Raw genomic sequence first — 17,916 nt, 5'->3', positions numbered from 1 at the left:
GCTGAGCGCCAAAGCAGGGAGGCCGCCCCGGGCCGGCATCCGCCCCGCTCACGACAATCTGCGCGGGCCGACGTCGAGCCGGGGACCCGCAGGGGTGCGGAGGATGGCGCGGGCGCCGAGGATCATGGCGTCGGACTCCCCCACGAGCACCTGGTCGAGGTCGAGCCGGGCCACCTCGGGCAGGTCGTGGGCCAGGCGGCCGACGCGTACGAGCAGCTCCTCCAGGGCGTCGACGGCCACGGGCGGGTAGCCGTACTCGCCGAACAGCAGGGGCGCCGCGCGTACGGACCGCACGAGGGCGGAGGCGTCGTCGCGGGTCAGCGGCGCGAGGCGGAAGCCCTGGTCCTGGAGCAGGCGCGCGGTCACCTCGCCCAGCCCGAACGACACGACCGGCCCGAACGCGGGATCCTCGATCACCCCGACGACCGTGGGGACGGCCGGCTGCGGCGCCATCCGCTGCACGGCCAGCTCGACCCCCTCGCCGAACTGCTCGGCGAACTCGGTGTAGGCGTGCCGTACCACCTCGGGCCCGGTGAGCCCGAGGCGTACGGTGCCGGCGCGGCGCGAGGCGCCGGGGTCGGCCACCTTGACCACGACGGGCCAGCCGAGGCGCCCGGCGGCGGCCACGGCCTCGTCGGCGGAGCGGACGACCTCGGCGGGCCAGACGGTCAGCCCGTAGCAGGACAGCAGCTCGGCGGCGTCGATCTCGACCGGCGGCCCGGCCTGCGCGAACCCGCCCGGCGTGGCCTCCGCGTCGGGCAGCGCCGCGCGGACGAGCTCTCTCGCGCGCACGGTGTCGATGTCGTCGAGCTCGTGCGGCGGCGTGGCCGGCTGGGCCCGCCACGTGGCGTAGCGGACGACGTGGGCCAGGGCCCGCACGGCCTCCTCCGGCGCCGCGTACGACGGGATGGAGCCGCGCGAGGGCGCCGACGGGCCGGGCACGCGCAGGGCCGGGTGCATGCCCAGGTGCCCGCGGAACGTGGCCAGCACCGGCTTGCCGGAGTCTTTCGAGACCCGCAGCAGCTCGCCGGCCACCTCCTCGGTGCGGCCGGGGATGGGCGGCATGTAGATCACGACGGCGGCGTCCACGTCGGGGGAGGCCAGCTCGCCGGCGAGGGCGGGGCCGTACTCGGCGGCGCCGGCGGCGGGGCCGAGGTTGACCGGGGCGCGCGGCTCGAGGCCGACGGCGCGGCAGGCGTGCGCGGCGAGCAGGCCGAGCGCGTCGGAGTTGGTGACCAGCGCGACCCGCGGGCCGGCGGGCAGCGGCTGGTAGGCGAGGAGCTGGCCCACGTCGAAGAGCTGGATGAGGTCGTCGACCCTGATGAGGCCCGCCTGCTCGAACAGGGAGCTGATCGCCGAGTCGGGCAGCCCCAGCTCCTCGGCCGAGTGGCCTGAGGGGGTGCCGCCGCTCTTGACCACGACGACGGGCTTGCTGCGGGCGATGCGCCTGGCCAGCCGGGTGAACTTGCGCGGGTTTCCGAGCGACTCCAGGTAGAGCAGGATGACCTCGGTGGAGTCGTCCTCCTCCCAGTATTGGAGCAGGTCGTTGCCCGACACGTCGGCCCTGTTGCCCGCCGAGACGAACGACGAGATGCCCATGCCGCGCTGCGCCACCCGCTGCAGCAGCGCGGTGCCGAGCGCGCCCGACTGGCTGAAGAAGCCCACCTTGCCCCTGCCGGGCACGGTGGCGGCGAGGGTGGCGTTGAGCTTGACGGCCGGGTCGGTGTTGGCGATGCCGAGGCAGTTGGGGCCGACGACGCGCAGGCCGTAGGAGCGGGCGATGCGGGCCAGCTCGTCCTGCCTGGCCCGGCCCTCCTCGCCCGTCTCGCCGAACCCGGAGGAGACCACGACCAGGCCGTGCACGCCCTTCTCCGCGCACTCCTTGACGACGTCGAGCACGCCTTCGGCGGGCACGGCGACCACGGCGAGGTCGACGTCGCCGTCGATCTCGCCCACGCTCGGGTAGGCCCGCACGCCCGCCACCGCCCGCACCTCGCGGTGCACGGGGTAGACGGGGCCGGTGAAGTCGGCGGCCAGGAGGTTGCGCAGCACGGTCTGGCCGACGCCGCCCGGCTCGCGGGAGGCGCCGATGACCGCGACGGAGCCCGGGGTGAGGAGCCGGGCGATGGAGCGGGACTCGGCGCGGTGCTCGCGGGCGATCGTGACCTCGGTGGAGGTGTCGGTCGGGGTGAGGTCGAGCGTCATACGGACGACGCCGTCCTCGAACTGGCTCTGCGCCGTGTAACCGGCCTGCCGCAGCAGCCCCGTCATGCGCATGTTGGCCGGCAGCACGTCGGCGACGAACCGCTCGATGCCGCGCTCGCGCGCCGTGGCCGCCAGGTGCTCCAGCAGCACGGAGGCCACTCCCCTGCCCTGGTGGGCGTCCTCGACGAGGAAGGCGACCTCGGCCTCGCCGGGCCCGGTGCGGTCGTAGCGGATGACGGCCACCATCTCGGCGCCGATGGTGGCGATCAGCGCGACGCGGTTGACGTAGTCGACGTTGGTGAACCGCTCGACTTCCCTGTCGGACAGGCGGGGCCGCGGCCCGAAGAAGCGGAAGTAGATCGACTCGTCGGACAGCCGCGAGTAGAAGGAACGGAGGCGGTCGGCGTCGGCGGGCCTGATCGGGCGGACGTGCGCGGTGCCGCCGTCGGCCAGGACGACATCGGCCTCCCAGTGAGCCGGATATTGTGCCTCCACAGTCTCGACTGTAAACCCGCATCCCATATGCCAAGACCAGGGGCCCTGTTGGGCAACGCTTGTGCATCGACTGCCGCCCGGTCTCCGGGGTACGCCCCACGGGTCGCCCGGAAGCTGTTACTTTTGCGGTGGCGTTTTCAGCCGTGGCCAGGCTCGATCTGAAGGCAGCAAGGTGGTGACATCATGACGCGGGTCGTCGTGGTGGGCGATCTCATGACCGACGCGGTCGCTCGCGCCCGTTATGCGCTCGCCCGTGCGAGCGACACCCCGGCGATCGTGACCATGCACGGCGGCGGTTCGGGGGCGAACATCTCGTCCTGGCTCGCCGTCGAGGGTGCCGAGGTGGCCTTCATCGGCCGCAGGGGCGCCGACATCACGGGCCGCAACCGCGACATGGAGCTGATGGGCTACGGCGTCGACGCCCGGCTCGTCATGGACCCCGAGCGTCCGACCGGCACGTGCGTGGTGCTGGTGACGCACAAGGGCGAGCGCACGATGTTGTCCGACCCGGGCGCCAACGCGGCGCTGTCGCCCGAAGACCTGCCGCGCGACCTGTTCGCGCAGGGCGCGCACCTGCACCTGTCGGGTTACACGCTGATCAACGAGGGCTCGCGCGACGCCGGCCTCGCGGCGCTCGACATGGCCAGGCGCGCGGGCATGTCGATCTCGGTCGACTGCGCGTCCTCCGCGCCGCTGGAGCGCACGGGCGCCGAGCCGTTCCTCGAGTGGACCAACGGCGCCAAGCTGTTGTTCGCCAACACCGACCAGGCGAAGGTGCTGACCGGCCGCGACGACCCCGAGGCCGCCGCCAAGGTGCTGACCGCGTGGTTCCCGCAGGTCGTGATCAAGATGAACGCCGAGGGCGCGCTGTGGTTCAGCAACGGGCGCCCCGATCCGGTGCACGTGGCCGCCGATCCCGTCGACAAGATCGTCGATGGCACGGGCGCGGGTGACGCGTTCTGCGCCGGGTTCCTGCCCGCGTGGCTGGAGGGCAAGCCGCCGGCCGAGGCGCTGGCCTCCGGGTGCCGGCTGGCGGCCAAGGCGATCATGCATCTGGGTGCCCGGCCGCCCTTCTAGGGTGATTCGTTCACGTTAGGGTGGATCATCCCTGACAGCGTGTGAATGAGGAGCCCGATGGCCGGCGTGCGCCCGTTGCGTTCCGGAGATCCGACCTCCCTCGGCTCCTACGTGCTGTCCGGCTTCCTCGGCGAAGGCGGGCAGGGCAGCGTCTACCTCGGGCAGTCGCCGTCCGGTGAGCAGGTCGCCGTCAAGCTGCTGCACACCAGGTACGCCGAGGACGAGCGGGCCGTGCGCCGCTTCCTGCGCGAGGCCGACTCCGCGCGGCGGGTGGCCGAGTTCTGCACGGCCCGGGTGCTGGACGTGGGCGAGGCCGACGGGCGGCCGTACATCGTCGGCGAGTACGTCGACGGGCCCTCCCTGCAACGGCAGGTGAGCACCGAGGGGCCCCTGCGCGGGGCGGCGCTGGTGCGGCTGGCCGTGGCCACCGCCACCGCGCTGGCCGCCATCCACAAGGCCGGGGTGATCCACCGGGACTTCAAGCCGGGCAACGTGCTGCTCGGGCCCGACGGGCCGCGGGTGATCGACTTCGGGATCGCGCGGGCGCTCGACGTCAGCCAGAGCGTGAGCACCAGCGTGGTCGGGACGCCCGCCTACATGGCGCCCGAGCAGTTCCTCGGGGAGGCGCAGCCCGCCAGCGACGTGTTCGCGTGGGCGGGGACCATCGTGTTCGCGGCCACGGGGCGGGGGCCGTTCGGGTTCGGGGCGTTGCCGGTGGTGATGCACCGGATCATGAACGGGGAGCCCGATCTGTCGGGGGTGCCCGAATCCCTGGTGCCCTTGCTGCGGGCCTCGCTCTCCAAGGACCCGCACCAGCGGCCCACGGCGGACCGGCTGCTGCAGGAGCTCATCCGCGGCTCGGCGCCCATGACGGCGCCGCCACCTCCCGTGCCACAGCCTTCCGTGCCGCAGCCTTCCGTGCCGCAGCCTTCTGTGCCGCGGCCCGGTGATGGCGCGAGCGGGCCGGGAGCCGGGTGGGTCTCTCCCGGACACAGCCACCCGCCGGGGGCGGGATCGAGCGGGGCCGGGCTCGGCACCGGGCCGGGGGCGGGCGCGGTGACCACCGCGAGGAAGGGCGGGCGGAGGTTGCTCGTCTCGGTCAGCGCGGCGGCGACGGCGCTGGTCGTCGGCGTGGCGGCCTGGGCGGTCGTGCGGCTCAGCGACGGCGGCGGCCGCACGCCCACGACGAACCTCGCGGACAGCCCCGCGCCGAGCCGCGCCCCCGGCGGCTACGGCAGCGGGCTCACCTCCGTCGTACGCCCGTCCGCCCGCAAGGGCGGCACCGTACGCGTGTCCTCGCAGAACCTCCTGGAGTCCACCGACCCGGCCGACATGTTCACCATGTACTCGCGGAACATGGTCCGCCTGTACGGCCGCTCGCTGACGATGTTCAAGCCCGCACCCGGCCCGGCGGGCGCGGAGATCGTCCCCGACCTGGCGCGCAGCCTCGGCCGGTCGAGCGACGGCGGCCGGACCTGGACCTACAAGCTCCGGCAGGGCGTGAGATATCAGGACGGCACGGCGATCACCTCCAAGGACGTGAAGTACGCGGTGCTGCGCAGCATGGACCCCGGCTTCGCCCAGGGCGGGCTGTTCTTCGACACCCTGCTCGACCTGCCCGCCGGCTACGAGGGCCCGTACAAGTCACCGGGCGCCGACACGGACCGGGCGATCGAGACCCCGGACGACGAGACGATCGTCTTCCATCTGCGCAAGCCGCTGGCCACGTTCGACCAGGTCGTGCAGCTTCCCGAGACGATCCCGGTGCCGAAGGCGCGCGACACGCGGGCGGACTACAAGTCGGCCGTCGTCTCCTCCGGGCCGTACCAGATCGAGAGCACCCGGGAGGACTACGTCGCGCTCGTCCGCAACCCGCACTGGGATCCGGCGAGCGACCCCAACCGCACGGCGCTGCCCGACCGCTTCGTGTTCACCTACGGCATGAAGGGCGACGAGGTGAGCACCCTGCTCAAGGCGGGTGAGACCGAGATGGGCGGGTTCCTGCCGGACGAGGAGTACGCGCCGATCCTGGCCGACCCCGCGCTCAAGGCGCGGGCGGACGCCCCGGTGACGGCCGTCCGCACCCTGGCGATCAACCCGCAGGTGCCGCCGCTCGACAAGGTGGACTGCCGCCGGGCCGTGGTGCGCGCGCTGGAGCTGGAGGCCGTCTCCAAGGCGTCGCGGGCGGTGCCGGATCAGGTGCCGACGTCCCTGGTGCCGCCGGACGTCGCGGGCGTGCGCTACGCCGACCCCGCCCTGTCGCCGCGCGGCGACAAGGAGGGCGCCCGCGAGGCCCTGGAGCGGTGCGGGCGGCCGGACGGCTTCACCACCAAGTACATCTACCGCGAGCTGCCCGGCGAGAAGGAGGCCGCGGAGACCGTACGGGACAGCCTGGCCAAGGTCGGCATCCACGTCACGCTGGACCACGCGCCGGTGGAGAAGTTCCACAAGGAGTTCGGCGGCGTCCCCGCGAACCTGAAGCGGGACGGCGTGGGGCTCATCGCCAGGTCGTGGGCCCCCGACTGGCCCGACCCCTCCACGTACCTGCCTGCCCTGGTGGACAGCAGGGAGCTGAGCGAGAAGGAGCCGTCGGTCAACCTCACCGTCCGCCTGCCCGACGTGGACGAGCTCATCGACCGGGCCACCGCGGAGCCCGACCCGACCATCAGGTCCGGGCTGTGGGAACGGGTGGAGCGGCGGGTGGCCGAGGAGGCGGTGCTGGTGCCGACGACGTGGCGGCGCACGCTGCTGCTGCGCGGCGCCACGGCGACCAACCTGCACGTGAGCCCGGTGTTCGGCGACTACGACCTGGTCACCATGGGGGTGGACGCCGCCCGCTCGTGACGGCGTCCGGAAGCGGTCAGCTCGTGACGGCCAGGGCCAGGGGCAGGACGGCCGGGGCGCCCGCGTGGCGGACCTGGGCGGCGGCGAGCGTCATCGTCCAGCCGGTGTCGACGCGGTCGTCCACCAGCAGCACGGGGCCGCCGCACTGGGCGATCGCGGCGCCCAGCTCCTTCGGCATGGCCAGGGTGCCCCTGATGGCCTGCACCCGCTTGGCGCTGTTGAACTGCTTGCCCGGCGTACCGGCGCGGTAGCCCAGCTCCCCCAGATACGTGAGCCGGCCGACCTGGGCCAGCCGCTCGGCGAACCCGCGCACCAGCGCCGGCCGCGACGCGGACGGCACGTTGACCACGGCGACCGGCCGCTCCCGCCAGTCCCACGCCGCCAGCACCTTGATCACGGCCGCGAACACGTCGTCAGGAACCGGCCCGTCCGGCCCGGCGAACAGCTCCCGCAGCCGGTTGCCCCAGCCGATGTCGGTCAGCCGCCCGAGCGCCCGGCCCGGCTCGGCGCCCAGCTCAGGCTTGATCCGCCCGGACAGGTCGGGCATGCCGGTCGGCCACTGCTTGCGGGCCTCGATCTCGACGCCGGGCCTGCTCAGCCGCTCGCGGGCGCTCTCGACGGCCTGCGCGCCGATCTCGGGCGAGCGGTGCCGCCCGGTGCAGTTGTCGCAGCGCCCGCAGGGCGTGGCGGTGTCGTCGTCGAGGTGCCGGCGCAGGAACTGCTCGCGGCACTCGGTGGTGGTCAGGTAGGCGAGCATGGCCTCCTGCTCGGCCCGCCGCTCGGCGGCGATGCGCTGGTAGCGCTCCGTGTCGTACGCCCACGGCTCCCCCGTGGCCTCCCAGCCGCCCTTGACCCGGCGGACGGCCCCGTCGACGTCGAGGACCTTGAGCATCATCTCCAGCCGGCTGCGGCTCAGGTCGACGGCCGTCTCCAGGGCGGGCGTGGACATGACGCCCCGCTCCTCCAGCGTCTGGAGCGTGGTGCGGACGACGGTCTCAGGAGGGAAGGCCAGCGAGGCGAAGTACGCCCAGATGTCGCGATCCTCGGTGCCGGGCAGCAGGATGACCTCGGCCCGCTCGACGCCGCGCCCCGCCCGTCCGACCTGCTGGTAGTAGGCGACCGGCGACTGCGGCGCCCCCACGTGCACCACGAACCCCAGATCGGGCTTGTCGAACCCCATGCCCAGCGCGCTCGTCGCCACCAGCGCCTTGATCTTGTTGTTGAGCAGCGCCTCCTCGGCGGCCAGCCGCTCGGCCGGCTCGGTCTGCCCGGAGTAGGCGGCCACCTCCAGGCCCTGCTCGCGCAGGTAACCGGCGATCTCGTGGGCGGCGGCCACGGTGAGGGTGTAGACGATGCCGGAGCCGGGCAGCTCGCGCAGGGTCTGCGCCAGCCAGGCCAGGCGCTGCTCGGCGCTCGGCAGCCGGACGACGCTCAGGTGCAGGCTCTCGCGCTCCAGCGGGCCGCGCAGGACCAGCGTGTCGTCCCCCTCCGTGCGCAGCTCGGGCGGCAGGCGCAGCTGCTCGGCCACGTCGCGGGTGACGCGCGCGTTGGCGGTGGCGGTGGTGGCCAGCACGGGGATGCCCGGCGGCAGGTCCGCGAACAGCGTGGACAGCCTGCGGTAGTCGGGCCTGAAGTCGTGGCCCCAGTCGGAGATGCAGTGGGCCTCGTCGACCACCACGAGCCCGGCGCTCTCGGCCAGCTCGGGCAGGACGTTGTCGCGGAAGTCGGGGTTGTTGAGCCGCTCGGGGCTGACCAGCAGCACGTCGACCAGGCCCTCGGCGACCTGGCCGTAGATCTCCTCCCACGCCTCGGGGTTGGCGGAGTTGATCGTGACGGCCCTGATGCCGGCCCGCTCGGCGGCGGCGATCTGGTTGCGCATGAGCGCCAGCAGCGGCGAGACGATGACGGTGGGGCCCTCGCCGAGCTCGCGCAGCAGGGCGGTGGCCACGAAGTAGACGGCCGACTTGCCCCATCCGGTGCGCTGCACGACGAGGACGCGGCGCCGGCCGACGACCAGCGCCTCGATCGCGGCCCACTGGTCGTCGCGCAGCACGGCGTGCTCTCCGGCCAGCGCCCGCAGGCGCTCCTCGGCCTCTTCGCGGAGCATCGCGGAGTCGGGGGCATCAATCATGCCTCCTTGTTACCAGACCACCGCCGCGCGCGACCCCGCCCGCCGCACGGGTCGGCGGGGACGGTCCCCGTCCGTCACTTGTCGGCGTGCTCGGGGAAGGCGTTGATGGTGACGCGGTGCATGCGGCGGCGTTCGGTGTAGTCGGCGACGGCGTAGTGCTGGGTCGGGCGGTTGTCCCAGAAGGCGAGGGTGCCGGGCCGCCAGCGCAGGCGGAGCTGGAACTCCGGGGAGCGGATGTGGTCGATCAGGTACGGCAGCAGCGCCTCGTTCTCCCGGTCGCTCAGCTCCACGAGCCGCGTCGTGGAGGCCCGGTTGACGAACAGCGCCTTGCGGCCGGTCTCGGCGTGCACGCGCACCACGGGCCGCGTCACGGGCGGCCACTTGGCCTGGATCTCGGCGAGGTCGAACGGGTGCCCCTTGGAGATGGCCTTCTTCATGGACATGGTGATGTCGTGCTCGGCGGTCAGCTCGTCGCACAGCCGCTGGATCGGCTTGGACAGCGTCTCGTAGGCCAGGTACGTGTTCGCCCAGCAGGTGTCGCCGCCCACGCTGGGCAGTTGCACGCAGCGCAGCAGCGAGCCCATGGGCGGGTCGGCTCGAAGGTGTTGTCGCTGTGCCACTCGTCGCCGCCCTCGCCCTTGGGTGAGGTCTGGTCGAGGACGTGGATGGGGCTGGTGGAGTCCTTCTTGAACGCGGGGTGGTTGAGCGTGCCGAAGTTCAGGGCGAACTGCAGGTGCTGCTCGTCGTCGATGTGCTGGTCGCGGAAGAACAGCACGAGGTGTTCGAGCCACCCCGCCCGCAGGGTCGCGACCTCTTCCTCCGACAGCGGCTTGCGCAGATCGACCCCGGTGACCTCGGCGCCGATGTGCTTGGTCACGGGATGGAACTCGATCATGACGCCTCCGGTGAACAGGTGGGATGCCCTCGTCGAAACGTACGACCCAAGCAACTGCTTGGTCAAGACGGCTCGGAGATGGCCACTCGTTGCTCGAACACATCTGCGATAAATCGAGTAGGATGCCGGTGATGATGTTCTCATCGCGCCTGTCGACCGCACGCGGAAAGATCGTTACCGTGGCGTGAGCGTTGCTCTTGATATGCCATGCAAGACCCGGCTCGTGCCATCATCTCCAGGGGCACACACGTCGGATCCCCGCGACGGGGGCAGGTTACGTCGACGCCTCGCACGCCGATCTGACGCTTCGCAAGCGAGCTGACGGCTACGGTTACAGCACGAGAACAGAAGGAGGATGCGCTTCCCCTCGGCGCGACGGCCGAGGCAGCCGCGCAGCACAAGATGGCCCGACGCACGACTGCACCCCCGCCTGAGGACTTCGAGGAGCGGATCGTCGACATCGACGTCTCCGCCGAGATGCGCGCGAGCTACCTCGAATACGCATACTCAGTGATCTACCAGCGCGCCCTGCCCGACGCGCGCGACGGTCTCAAGCCCGTGCAGCGGCGCATCCTCTACTCGATGAGCGAGATGGGGCTGCGCCCCGACCGGGGGCACGTCAAGTCGTCCCGCGTGGTCGGCGACGTCATGGGCAAGCTGCACCCCCACGGCGACAGCGCCATCTACGACGCGCTGGTCCGCCTGGCGCAGCCGTTCTCCATGCGGCTGCCGCTGGTCGACGGGCACGGCAACTTCGGCTCGCCCGACGACCTGCCCGCCGCCATGCGGTACACCGAGGCGAGGCTCGCCCCGGCGGCGATGCTCATGGTCGAGTCGCTCGACGAGGACACCGTCGACTTCAAGCCCAACTACGACGGCCAGGAGACCGAGCCCACGGTCATGCCGTCGGCCTTCCCCAACCTCCTGGTGAACGGCACCAGCGGCATCGCGGTCGGCATGGCCACCAACATGGCGCCGCACAACCTCGTGGAGGTCGTCTCCGCCGCCCGGCACCTGATCAAGAAGCCCGACGCGACGCTCGACGAGCTGATGAAGTTCGTCCCCGGGCCCGACCTGCCGACCGGCGGCTCCATCATCGGGCTGCAGGGCGTGCGCGACGCGTACGAGACGGGGCGCGGCACGTTCCGCATGCGCGCCAAGTGCGCGGTCGAGCAGATCACGCCGCGCCGCAAGGGCATCATCGTCACCGAGCTGCCCTACAACGTCGGCCCCGAGCGCGTGGTCACCAAGATCAAAGAGCTGGTGACCAGCAAGAAGCTCCAGGGCATCGCCGACCTCAAAGACCTCACCGACCGGCACAAGGGCCTGCGGCTGGTCATCGAGATCAAGAACGGCTTCATCCCCGAGGCCGTGCTGGAGGAGCTCTACCGGCTGACGCCGATGGAGGAGACCTTCGGCATCAACAACGTCGCCCTCGTCGACGGCGAGCCGCGCACCCTCGGGCTGCGCGAGATGCTGCAGGTCTACGTCGACCACCGGCTCGAGGTCGTGCGCCGCAGATCCGAGTTCAGGCGGCGCAAGCGCGAGGAGCGCCTGCACCTCGTCGACGGCCTCATCATCGCGCTGCTCAACATCGACGAGGTCATCCAGGTCATCCGCTCCTCCGACGACTCCGCCCAGGCGCGCACCCGCCTGATGGAGGTCTTCGACCTGACCGACATCCAGGCCGCCTACATCCTCGACACGCCGCTGCGCCGCCTGACCCGCTACGACAAGCTCGAGCTCGACCGCGAGAAGGAGACGCTGAGCGACGAGATCGCCAAGCTCACCGAGATCCTCTCCTCCGAGACGAAGCTGCGCCAGGTGGTCTCCGGCGAGCTGGCCGACGTCGCCAAGAAGTACGGCACGCCGCGCCGCACCGTCCTGCTGGAGGCGCCCGGCATCACCCGCACCCCCGTGGTGGACCTCCAGGTCGCCGACGACCCGTGCCTGGCCATGCTCTCCTCCACCGGCCTGCTCGCCCGCACCCCCGACGCCTCGCCGCTGCCAGGCGAGGGCGATCGCACCGCCCACGACGTGCTGCTCAGCGTCGTACGCACCTCCGTACGCGGCGAGGTCGGCGTGGTCACCTCGCTGGGCCGGCTCATCCGCGTCCAGGTCGTCGACCTGCCCACGCTGCCGCCGTCGAACAACCCGCCGTCGCTGTCGGGCGGGCACCCGGTCTCCGAGTACGTCTCCCTGCAGCCCGACGAGAAGGTCGTCGGCCTCGGCTCCCTCGACCCCGACGGCCCCGGCCTGGCCCTCGGCACCGCGCAGGGCGTGGTCAAGCGGGTGGTGCCCGACTACCCCGCCAACCGCGACGACTTCGAAGTGATCACCCTGAAGGACGGCGACACCGTGGTGGGCGCGGTCGAGCTGGAGTCCGAGTCCCACGACCTGGTGTTCATCTCCTCCGACGCGCAGCTCCTGCGTTACTCCGCCTCGCTCGTCCGCCCGCAGGGCCGGCCGGCGGGCGGCATGGCCGGCATCCGGCTCGACGACGGCGCCCGGGTGATCTGGTTCGGGGCGGTCGATCCCGAGCGTCCCGCGCAGGTGGTCACCGTCGCCGGCTCCTCCACGGCGCTGCCCGGCACGCAGGTGGGCGGCGGCAAGGTCTCCGACTACGCCGAGTTCCCCGCCAAGGGGCGCGCGACCGGCGGGGTGCGGGCCCAGCGCTTCCTCAAGGGCGAGGACGAACTGCTGCTCGCCTGGGCCGGCCCGGCGCCCGCCAAGGCCGTCTCGGCGGTCGGCAAGCCGGTGCCGCTGCCGGAGGAGATCGGGCGCAGGGACGGGTCGGGCGTGCGCCTCACGCACACGATCGGCGCCATCGGCGGCGCCCTGGGCTCGGGCCCCGCGCCCCAGCGCGGCGACGACGCTCGGTCGTCCGAGGACTCCGGGGACGAATAACCACGCACCGGCCAGGCGCCGCGCACTCCCCCACGCGCGGCGCCCGGCCGACACACGCACACCGACCGCCACGACGCCCGTGCCAGCGCGATACATACGGGCGCAGTGCATGCCGGCGGCGGCGCTTGCGGGCACCGCACATGTGGCGGCGCGACACATACGGGGCGCGGCGCTTGCGGGCGCGGTGCGCTCGCCAGGTCCGCACATGTCGGCGCGGGTGGCTGGTTGTCTCGCTTCGGTCAGGCTTGTCCTGTTATGAAACATGGCCCTCCGGCGATCTCTCCTGCGAGAGCGCTCTCCCCCTGGAGGTACCGTGTTCCGATCCAGACGCGCGTTATGGGCGGCGGCACTCGCCCTGCTGACGCCGCTGCTCACGACCCAGCCCGCCCCCGCGGCGGCCGCGCCGCTGACGATCACCGACTTCGAGTCGGACGGAGTGCCCGCCGGCGTGTCGGCCTGGGGCAATGACGCCGCCTCGACCCCGGCGCTCACGATCGAGCCCGGCGCCGACCGTCCGGAAGCCCCCGCGACGAACCGGGTGCTCAGGTCCGTCTACGCCATCAGCCAGTGGGGCGGCTGGTCCCACGACCTGACGGCGACGCAGGACTGGTCCCCGTACGAGGGCTTCTCCTTCTGGGTGAAGGGCACCGCGTCCGGCCAGAAGATCTTCTTCGAGATCAAGGACGGCGGCGGCAGCGCCGGCGCCTCGGAGCTGTTCGAGTCGTCGTTCACCGACGACGCGGCCGGCTGGCGGCAGGTCAAGGTGCCGTTCGCGGACTTCACCCGCCGCACCGACTACCAGCCCGGCGGCGCCCCCACGGACGGCGAGCTGGACCTGGTGGCGATGTGGGGGTACAGCATGCGCCTGCCCGCCGCCCAGGGCACGCTGCTGTGGGACCAGGTGGAGCTCTACGGCACCGCGCCGCCCCGCCCGGTGCGGCTCTCGACGGCCAGGCCCGTGTACCCGGTGGACGAGAAGGGCCAGGCCGAGATCGGGGTCACGATCACCACGTCCGACGGCGCGCCGCTGCCCGCCGACCTGGCCGTGGACTACCGGACCGGCACCGGCACCGCGACCCCCGGCGCCGACTACACCGCCGTCCAGGGGATGCTGACGTTCCCGGCGGGCACGGCCTCAGGGGCGACTCAGCGGATCACGGTCAGGACGCTGCGGGACGGCCAGGACGAGGTGGCCGAGACGATCCCGGTCGAGCTGTCCGGCGCGGGCACCCGGCCGCCGGCCGAGCCCCCGGTGGTCGTGATCAACGCGCACGGCCTGCCGTACCTGAACGCCCGCAAGCCCGTCAAGGAACGCGTCGCCGACCTGCTGGGCCGCATGACGCTGGCGGAGAAGGTCGGGCAGATGACGCAGGCCGAGCGCGGCGCGCTGGCCAAGCAGAGCGACATCGCCGGCTACCTGCTGGGCTCCCTGCTGTCCGGCGGCGGCTCCACGCCCGCGCGGAACACCCCGGAGGCGTGGGCCGACATGATCGACGGCTTCCAGCTCCAGACCCGGCGGACCCGCCTCCAGGTCCCGCTGATCTACGGCGTGGACGCGGTGCACGGCCACAACAACGTGGTCGGCGCGACGATCTTCCCGCACAACGTCGGCCTCGGCGCCGCCCGCGACCCCGAGCTGGTCGAGCGGGCGGGCAGGGTCACGGCCGACGAGGTCAGGGCCACCGGAATCCCATGGGACTTCGCGCCCTGCCTGTGCGTGTCGCGCGACGACCGCTGGGGCCGGGCCTACGAGTCGTTCGGGGAGGACCCGGCGCTGGTGAGCCGCATGGCCACGGTCATCGACGGGCTGCAGGACCACGGGGTGCTGGCCACCGCCAAGCACTACGTCGGCGACGGCGGCACCGCCTACGGCTCGTCCACGAGCGGCGACTACACCATCGACCAGGGCGTCACCCGGGTGAGCAGGGACGAGCTGGAGCGCGTCCACCTGGCGCCGTTCAAGGAGGCGGTCCGGCGCGGCGTGGCCACGGTGATGCCGTCGTTCTCCAGCGTGGACTTCGGTGAGGGGCCGCTGAAGATGCACGCCCACGACGAGCTGATCAACGGGACGCTGAAGGGCCGGCTCGGGTTCAAGGGGTTCGTGATCAGCGACTGGCAGGCCATCGACCAGATCCCCGGTGACTACCCGAGCGACGTGCGCACGTCCGTCAACGCGGGCCTCGACATGATCATGGTGCCGTACGCGTACCCGCAGTTCACCGGCACGCTCAAGGCCGAGGTCGAGGCCGGGCGGGTGCCGATGGCGCGGATCGACGACGCGGTGGCGAGGATCCTGACGCAGAAGTTCCGGCTGGGCCTGTTCGAGCGCCCGTACGCCGACCGCTCCGGCATCGACCGCGTCGGCTCGGCCGCGCACCGCGCGGTCGCCCGCGCCGCCGCCGCCAAGTCGCAGGTGCTGCTGAAGAACGACGGCGGGCTGCTGCCGCTGCGCCGTGACGCCAAGGTGTACGTGGCCGGGTCGAACGCCGACGACATCGGCAACCAGTCCGGCGGCTGGACGATCACCTGGCAGGGCTCGTCGGGCCCGATCACCCCTGGCACCACGATCCTGGACGCCATCCGTTCCCGTGCCGCGTCCGTCACCTACTCGCGCGATGCCTCGGCCGGCCTGGCCGGGCACGACGTGGGCGTCGTGGTGGTGGGCGAGACGCCGTACGCCGAGGGGCAGGGCGACGTGGGCCGCGCCGGGCGCACGCTGGAGCTGTCGGCCGCGGACCGGGCGGCCGTGGACCGGGTGTGCGGGGCGATGAAGTGCGTCGTCCTGGTCGTGTCCGGGCGGCCGATGCTGCTGGGCGACCTGTCGGGTGTGGCGGCCGTGGTGGCGTCCTGGCTGCCGGGGACCGAAGGGGACGGGGTGGCCGATCCGCTGTTCGGGGCCGTGCCGTACACGGGGCGGCTGCCGTTCACGTGGTTCCGCTCCATGGAGCAGGTGCCGATCAACGTCGGTGACGCCTCCTACGATCCGCTGTTCCCGTACGGGTGGGGGCTGCGTACCGACCGGGCCCGGGACCGGCTCAAGGCGGCGCGCGACGAGCTGGCCCGCGGCGACGCGCCCGCCAGGGCCGCCGCCGCGACGCTGACGCTCGCCCTGTCCGGGCGCAACTGGGACGCCGGCGGGTCGGTGCGCGACGCGCGGGCGGTCCTGGGCGCGCTGGGCGCGGCGGCGGCGCTGCTCGAACGCTCGAAGAGCGACTCGTACGCGGTGGACGACGCCGTCGTCTCGGTGGCCAGGGACGTCGCGCAGCGCGCCGGCAAGCGGTTCGGCCTTCAGGCGGCGGCCGATCACGAGCTGGCCTCCGGCGACCTGACCAGGGCGGTGGACCTCCTGGCCCAGGCCGCCCGTTAAGCCGATGGCCTTGGTGCCCGCTGCGGCGGCTCGCCCGGGAGCAGTCCCCTATCGCCCGGCCCGAGCCGCCGCAGCGGAGCCTTTCCGCCCCGCCTCACACGTCCCGGCAGAGGCAGAACGGGTGCCCCGCCGGGTCGAGGAACACCCGGAACTCGTCGTCCTCGCTGGGCTGGTGCTCGTGCTTGGTGGCGCCGATCTTCAGCACCTCCCGCTCGGCCTCGTCCAGGTCGGTCACCGTGACGTCCAGATGGAACTGCTGCGGCCGCTCGGCACTGGGCCACACGGGCGGCCGGTGGTCGGGCGCGAGCTGGAAGGCCAGCCGCTTGGGCGGGCCACCGTCGCTGACCACCACCCAGTCGTCCTCGACGGAGGTGACCGGCCAGCCCAGCAACCGGGAGTAGAACTCCGCCAGCCCACGGGGATCAGGGCAGTCCAGCACGACGGTCCTGAACTCGGCGATGCCGCCCATGCCTGTCAGCTCCTCTCACGAGACAATGGCTGCCATGGCTGCCAACTCGTTCATGGTTCCACTCGGCACTCCCGCGCCCGCCTTCGACCTGACCGCCATCGACGGCGGCAGCGTCTCGCTCGAAGACCTCAAGGGCTCTCCCGCGTCCCTGGTGGTCTTCCTCTCGAACCACTGCCCGTACGTGCGGCACATCGAATCCGGTCTCGGCGCCCTGGCCAAGGACTACGGCGCGAGATTGTCGATCGTCGCCATCTGCAGCAACGACAGCGTCAATTACCCCGACGACGACCCGACACACCTCGCGGAGCAGGCCGCGCGGGCCGGGTTCACGTTCCCGTACCTGCTGGACGACACGCAGGAGGTCGCGAAGGCGTACCGCGCCGCCTGCACGCCCGACTTCTTCCTGTACGACGAGCAGTTCCGGCTCGTCTACCGGGGCGAGTTCGACGGGTCGCGGCCGGGCAACGGCGTGCCGGTGACCGGCTCGTCCCTGCGGCCGGCCATCGACGCCCTCCTCGACGGCGGGCAGGTGCCCGAGCGGCAGAACCCGTCGCTCGGCTGCGGCATCAAGTGGAAGCCGGGCAACGAACCCGTCGCGTGAGCGGGCGGGGGGACGCTGATCGCGCGCTCAGGGATCCACGGGTTTGACTGGAAAGATCCACAAACTTGTCACGATGGCGTTACGATCAGCTCATCTCCCCGCGCATCCCGAAGGGCCCCGATGAGCAATCCCCCGCGCGTACCGAAGGGCATCAATCCCCGCGTCCCCAACGACGCGCGCATGTACGACTACTACCTCGGCGGCAAGGACAACTTCGCGGCCGACCGCGAGGCCGCCGAGAAGATCATGGCTTTGGGCCCGAGCCGCGACATCTGCCTGGCGAACCGGCGGTTCCTGGGCAGGGCCGTGCGCCACGTCGCCGACCTGGGCATCGACCAGTTCATCGACCTCGGCACCGGCCTGCCCAGCCAGGACAACGTGCACGAGGTGGCCCGCCGGGTCCGCCCCGGCGCGCACGTCGTCTACGTCGACTACGACCCGGTGGTGGTCGTCCACGCCCGCGCCCTGCTGGCGGGCACCGACGCGCGCATCGCGATCGTGCACGCCGACGTGCGCGAGCCCGCCGCGATTCTCGACGCCCCCGAGACCGCGAAGCTGATCGACTTCAGCCGGCCGGTGGGCGTGCTGTTCCTGGGCGTGCTGCACAACCTGACCGACGCGGACGACCCGTGGGGCGTGGTGGCCGCCTTCCGCGAGCGGATGGCGTCCGGGAGCGCGCTCGTCGTCTCCCACCTCACCGACGACGCGCATCCCGAGGTGGGCAAGGCGGCGCGGGAGGTGTACGACGCGGCGGACACGCCCCTGGTGCACCGCGACCGCGCCGCGGTGGCCCGCCTGTTCGACGGCTTCGACGTGCTGGAGCCCGGGGTGACGCACGTGGGCGACTGGCGGCCCGACGAGCCGTGGGAGTCCGCGCTCGCGGGCGGCGAGTGGTGGTACGTCGGCGTCGCCCGCAAGCCCTGAC

Annotated in this window: 9 protein-coding genes and 1 pseudogene; 6 read left to right on the top strand and 4 right to left on the bottom strand. The window is 72.4% G+C overall.

The annotated features are described in order from the left end of the window. Window positions 1–48: 48 nt before the first annotated feature. Complete coding sequence (locus KIS93_RS14210) at window positions 49–2,727, bottom strand: bifunctional acetate--CoA ligase family protein/GNAT family N-acetyltransferase (protein ID WP_080046319.1); 2,679 nt, start codon at window positions 2,725–2,727, stop codon at window positions 49–51. A gap of 156 nt (window positions 2,728–2,883) precedes the next feature. On the opposite strand from KIS93_RS14210, the gene KIS93_RS14205 reads away from it, so the two are divergent. Together KIS93_RS14205 and KIS93_RS14200 are read left to right on the top strand one after the other, a co-directional pair. Further along, window positions 2,884–3,777 carry a carbohydrate kinase family protein gene (locus KIS93_RS14205; protein WP_080046318.1) on the top strand — a complete coding sequence of 298 codons (894 nt, stop codon included), beginning with the start codon at window positions 2,884–2,886 and terminating at the stop codon, window positions 3,775–3,777. Window positions 3,778–3,834: 57 nt separating this feature from the next. After that, the gene (locus KIS93_RS14200) at window positions 3,835–6,621 is read left to right on the top strand and encodes an ABC transporter substrate-binding protein (protein ID WP_186404222.1); all 2,787 of its coding nucleotides are present in this window, start codon (window positions 3,835–3,837) and stop codon (window positions 6,619–6,621) included. 16 nt (window positions 6,622–6,637) lie between these two features. Here KIS93_RS14200 and KIS93_RS14195 read toward each other — a convergent pair whose 3' ends face one another. Together KIS93_RS14195 and KIS93_RS14190 are read right to left on the bottom strand one after the other, a co-directional pair. Beyond that, a complete protein-coding gene (locus KIS93_RS14195) occupies window positions 6,638–8,752 on the bottom strand; it encodes a RecQ family ATP-dependent DNA helicase (protein ID WP_230465904.1) in 2,115 nt (704 codons plus the stop codon). Window positions 8,753–8,826: 74 nt separating this feature from the next. Next, window positions 8,827–9,647 (bottom strand): annotated as a pseudogene (locus KIS93_RS14190) (TauD/TfdA dioxygenase family protein). 402 nt (window positions 9,648–10,049) lie between these two features. Here KIS93_RS14190 and KIS93_RS14185 point away from each other — a divergent pair. Together KIS93_RS14185 and KIS93_RS14180 are read left to right on the top strand one after the other, a co-directional pair. Continuing rightward, entirely contained in the window at window positions 10,050–12,554 is a 2,505-nt protein-coding gene (locus tag KIS93_RS14185; protein ID WP_080046314.1) for a DNA gyrase/topoisomerase IV subunit A, read from the top strand. 313 nt (window positions 12,555–12,867) lie between these two features. Next, a complete protein-coding gene (locus tag KIS93_RS14180) occupies window positions 12,868–15,921 on the top strand; it encodes a glycoside hydrolase family 3 N-terminal domain-containing protein (protein ID WP_230465903.1) in 3,054 nt (1,017 codons plus the stop codon). Window positions 15,922–16,015: 94 nt separating this feature from the next. On the opposite strand, the gene KIS93_RS14175 is transcribed toward KIS93_RS14180, so the two are convergent. Then, complete coding sequence (locus KIS93_RS14175; RefSeq protein WP_080046312.1) at window positions 16,016–16,390, bottom strand: VOC family protein; 375 nt, start codon at window positions 16,388–16,390, stop codon at window positions 16,016–16,018. Between the two features lie 34 nt (window positions 16,391–16,424). On the opposite strand from KIS93_RS14175, the gene KIS93_RS14170 reads away from it, so the two are divergent. Next, the gene (locus tag KIS93_RS14170; protein WP_080046311.1) at window positions 16,425–16,991 is read left to right on the top strand and encodes a thioredoxin family protein; all 567 of its coding nucleotides are present in this window, start codon (window positions 16,425–16,427) and stop codon (window positions 16,989–16,991) included. 120 nt (window positions 16,992–17,111) lie between these two features. Continuing rightward, window positions 17,112–17,915: an SAM-dependent methyltransferase gene (locus KIS93_RS14165; RefSeq protein ID WP_080046310.1), complete on the top strand. Its 804-nt coding sequence runs from the start codon at window positions 17,112–17,114 to the stop codon at window positions 17,913–17,915. Window position 17,916: the final 1 nt, after the last annotated feature.

This window comes from [Actinomadura] parvosata subsp. kistnae (assembly GCF_900323885.1).
GTDB classification, from domain to species: Bacteria; Actinomycetota; Actinomycetes; order Streptosporangiales; family Streptosporangiaceae; genus Nonomuraea; species Nonomuraea composti.
The sequence above is the reverse complement of the archived record's forward strand: the minus strand, read 5'-3'. Positions and strand labels throughout refer to the sequence as shown.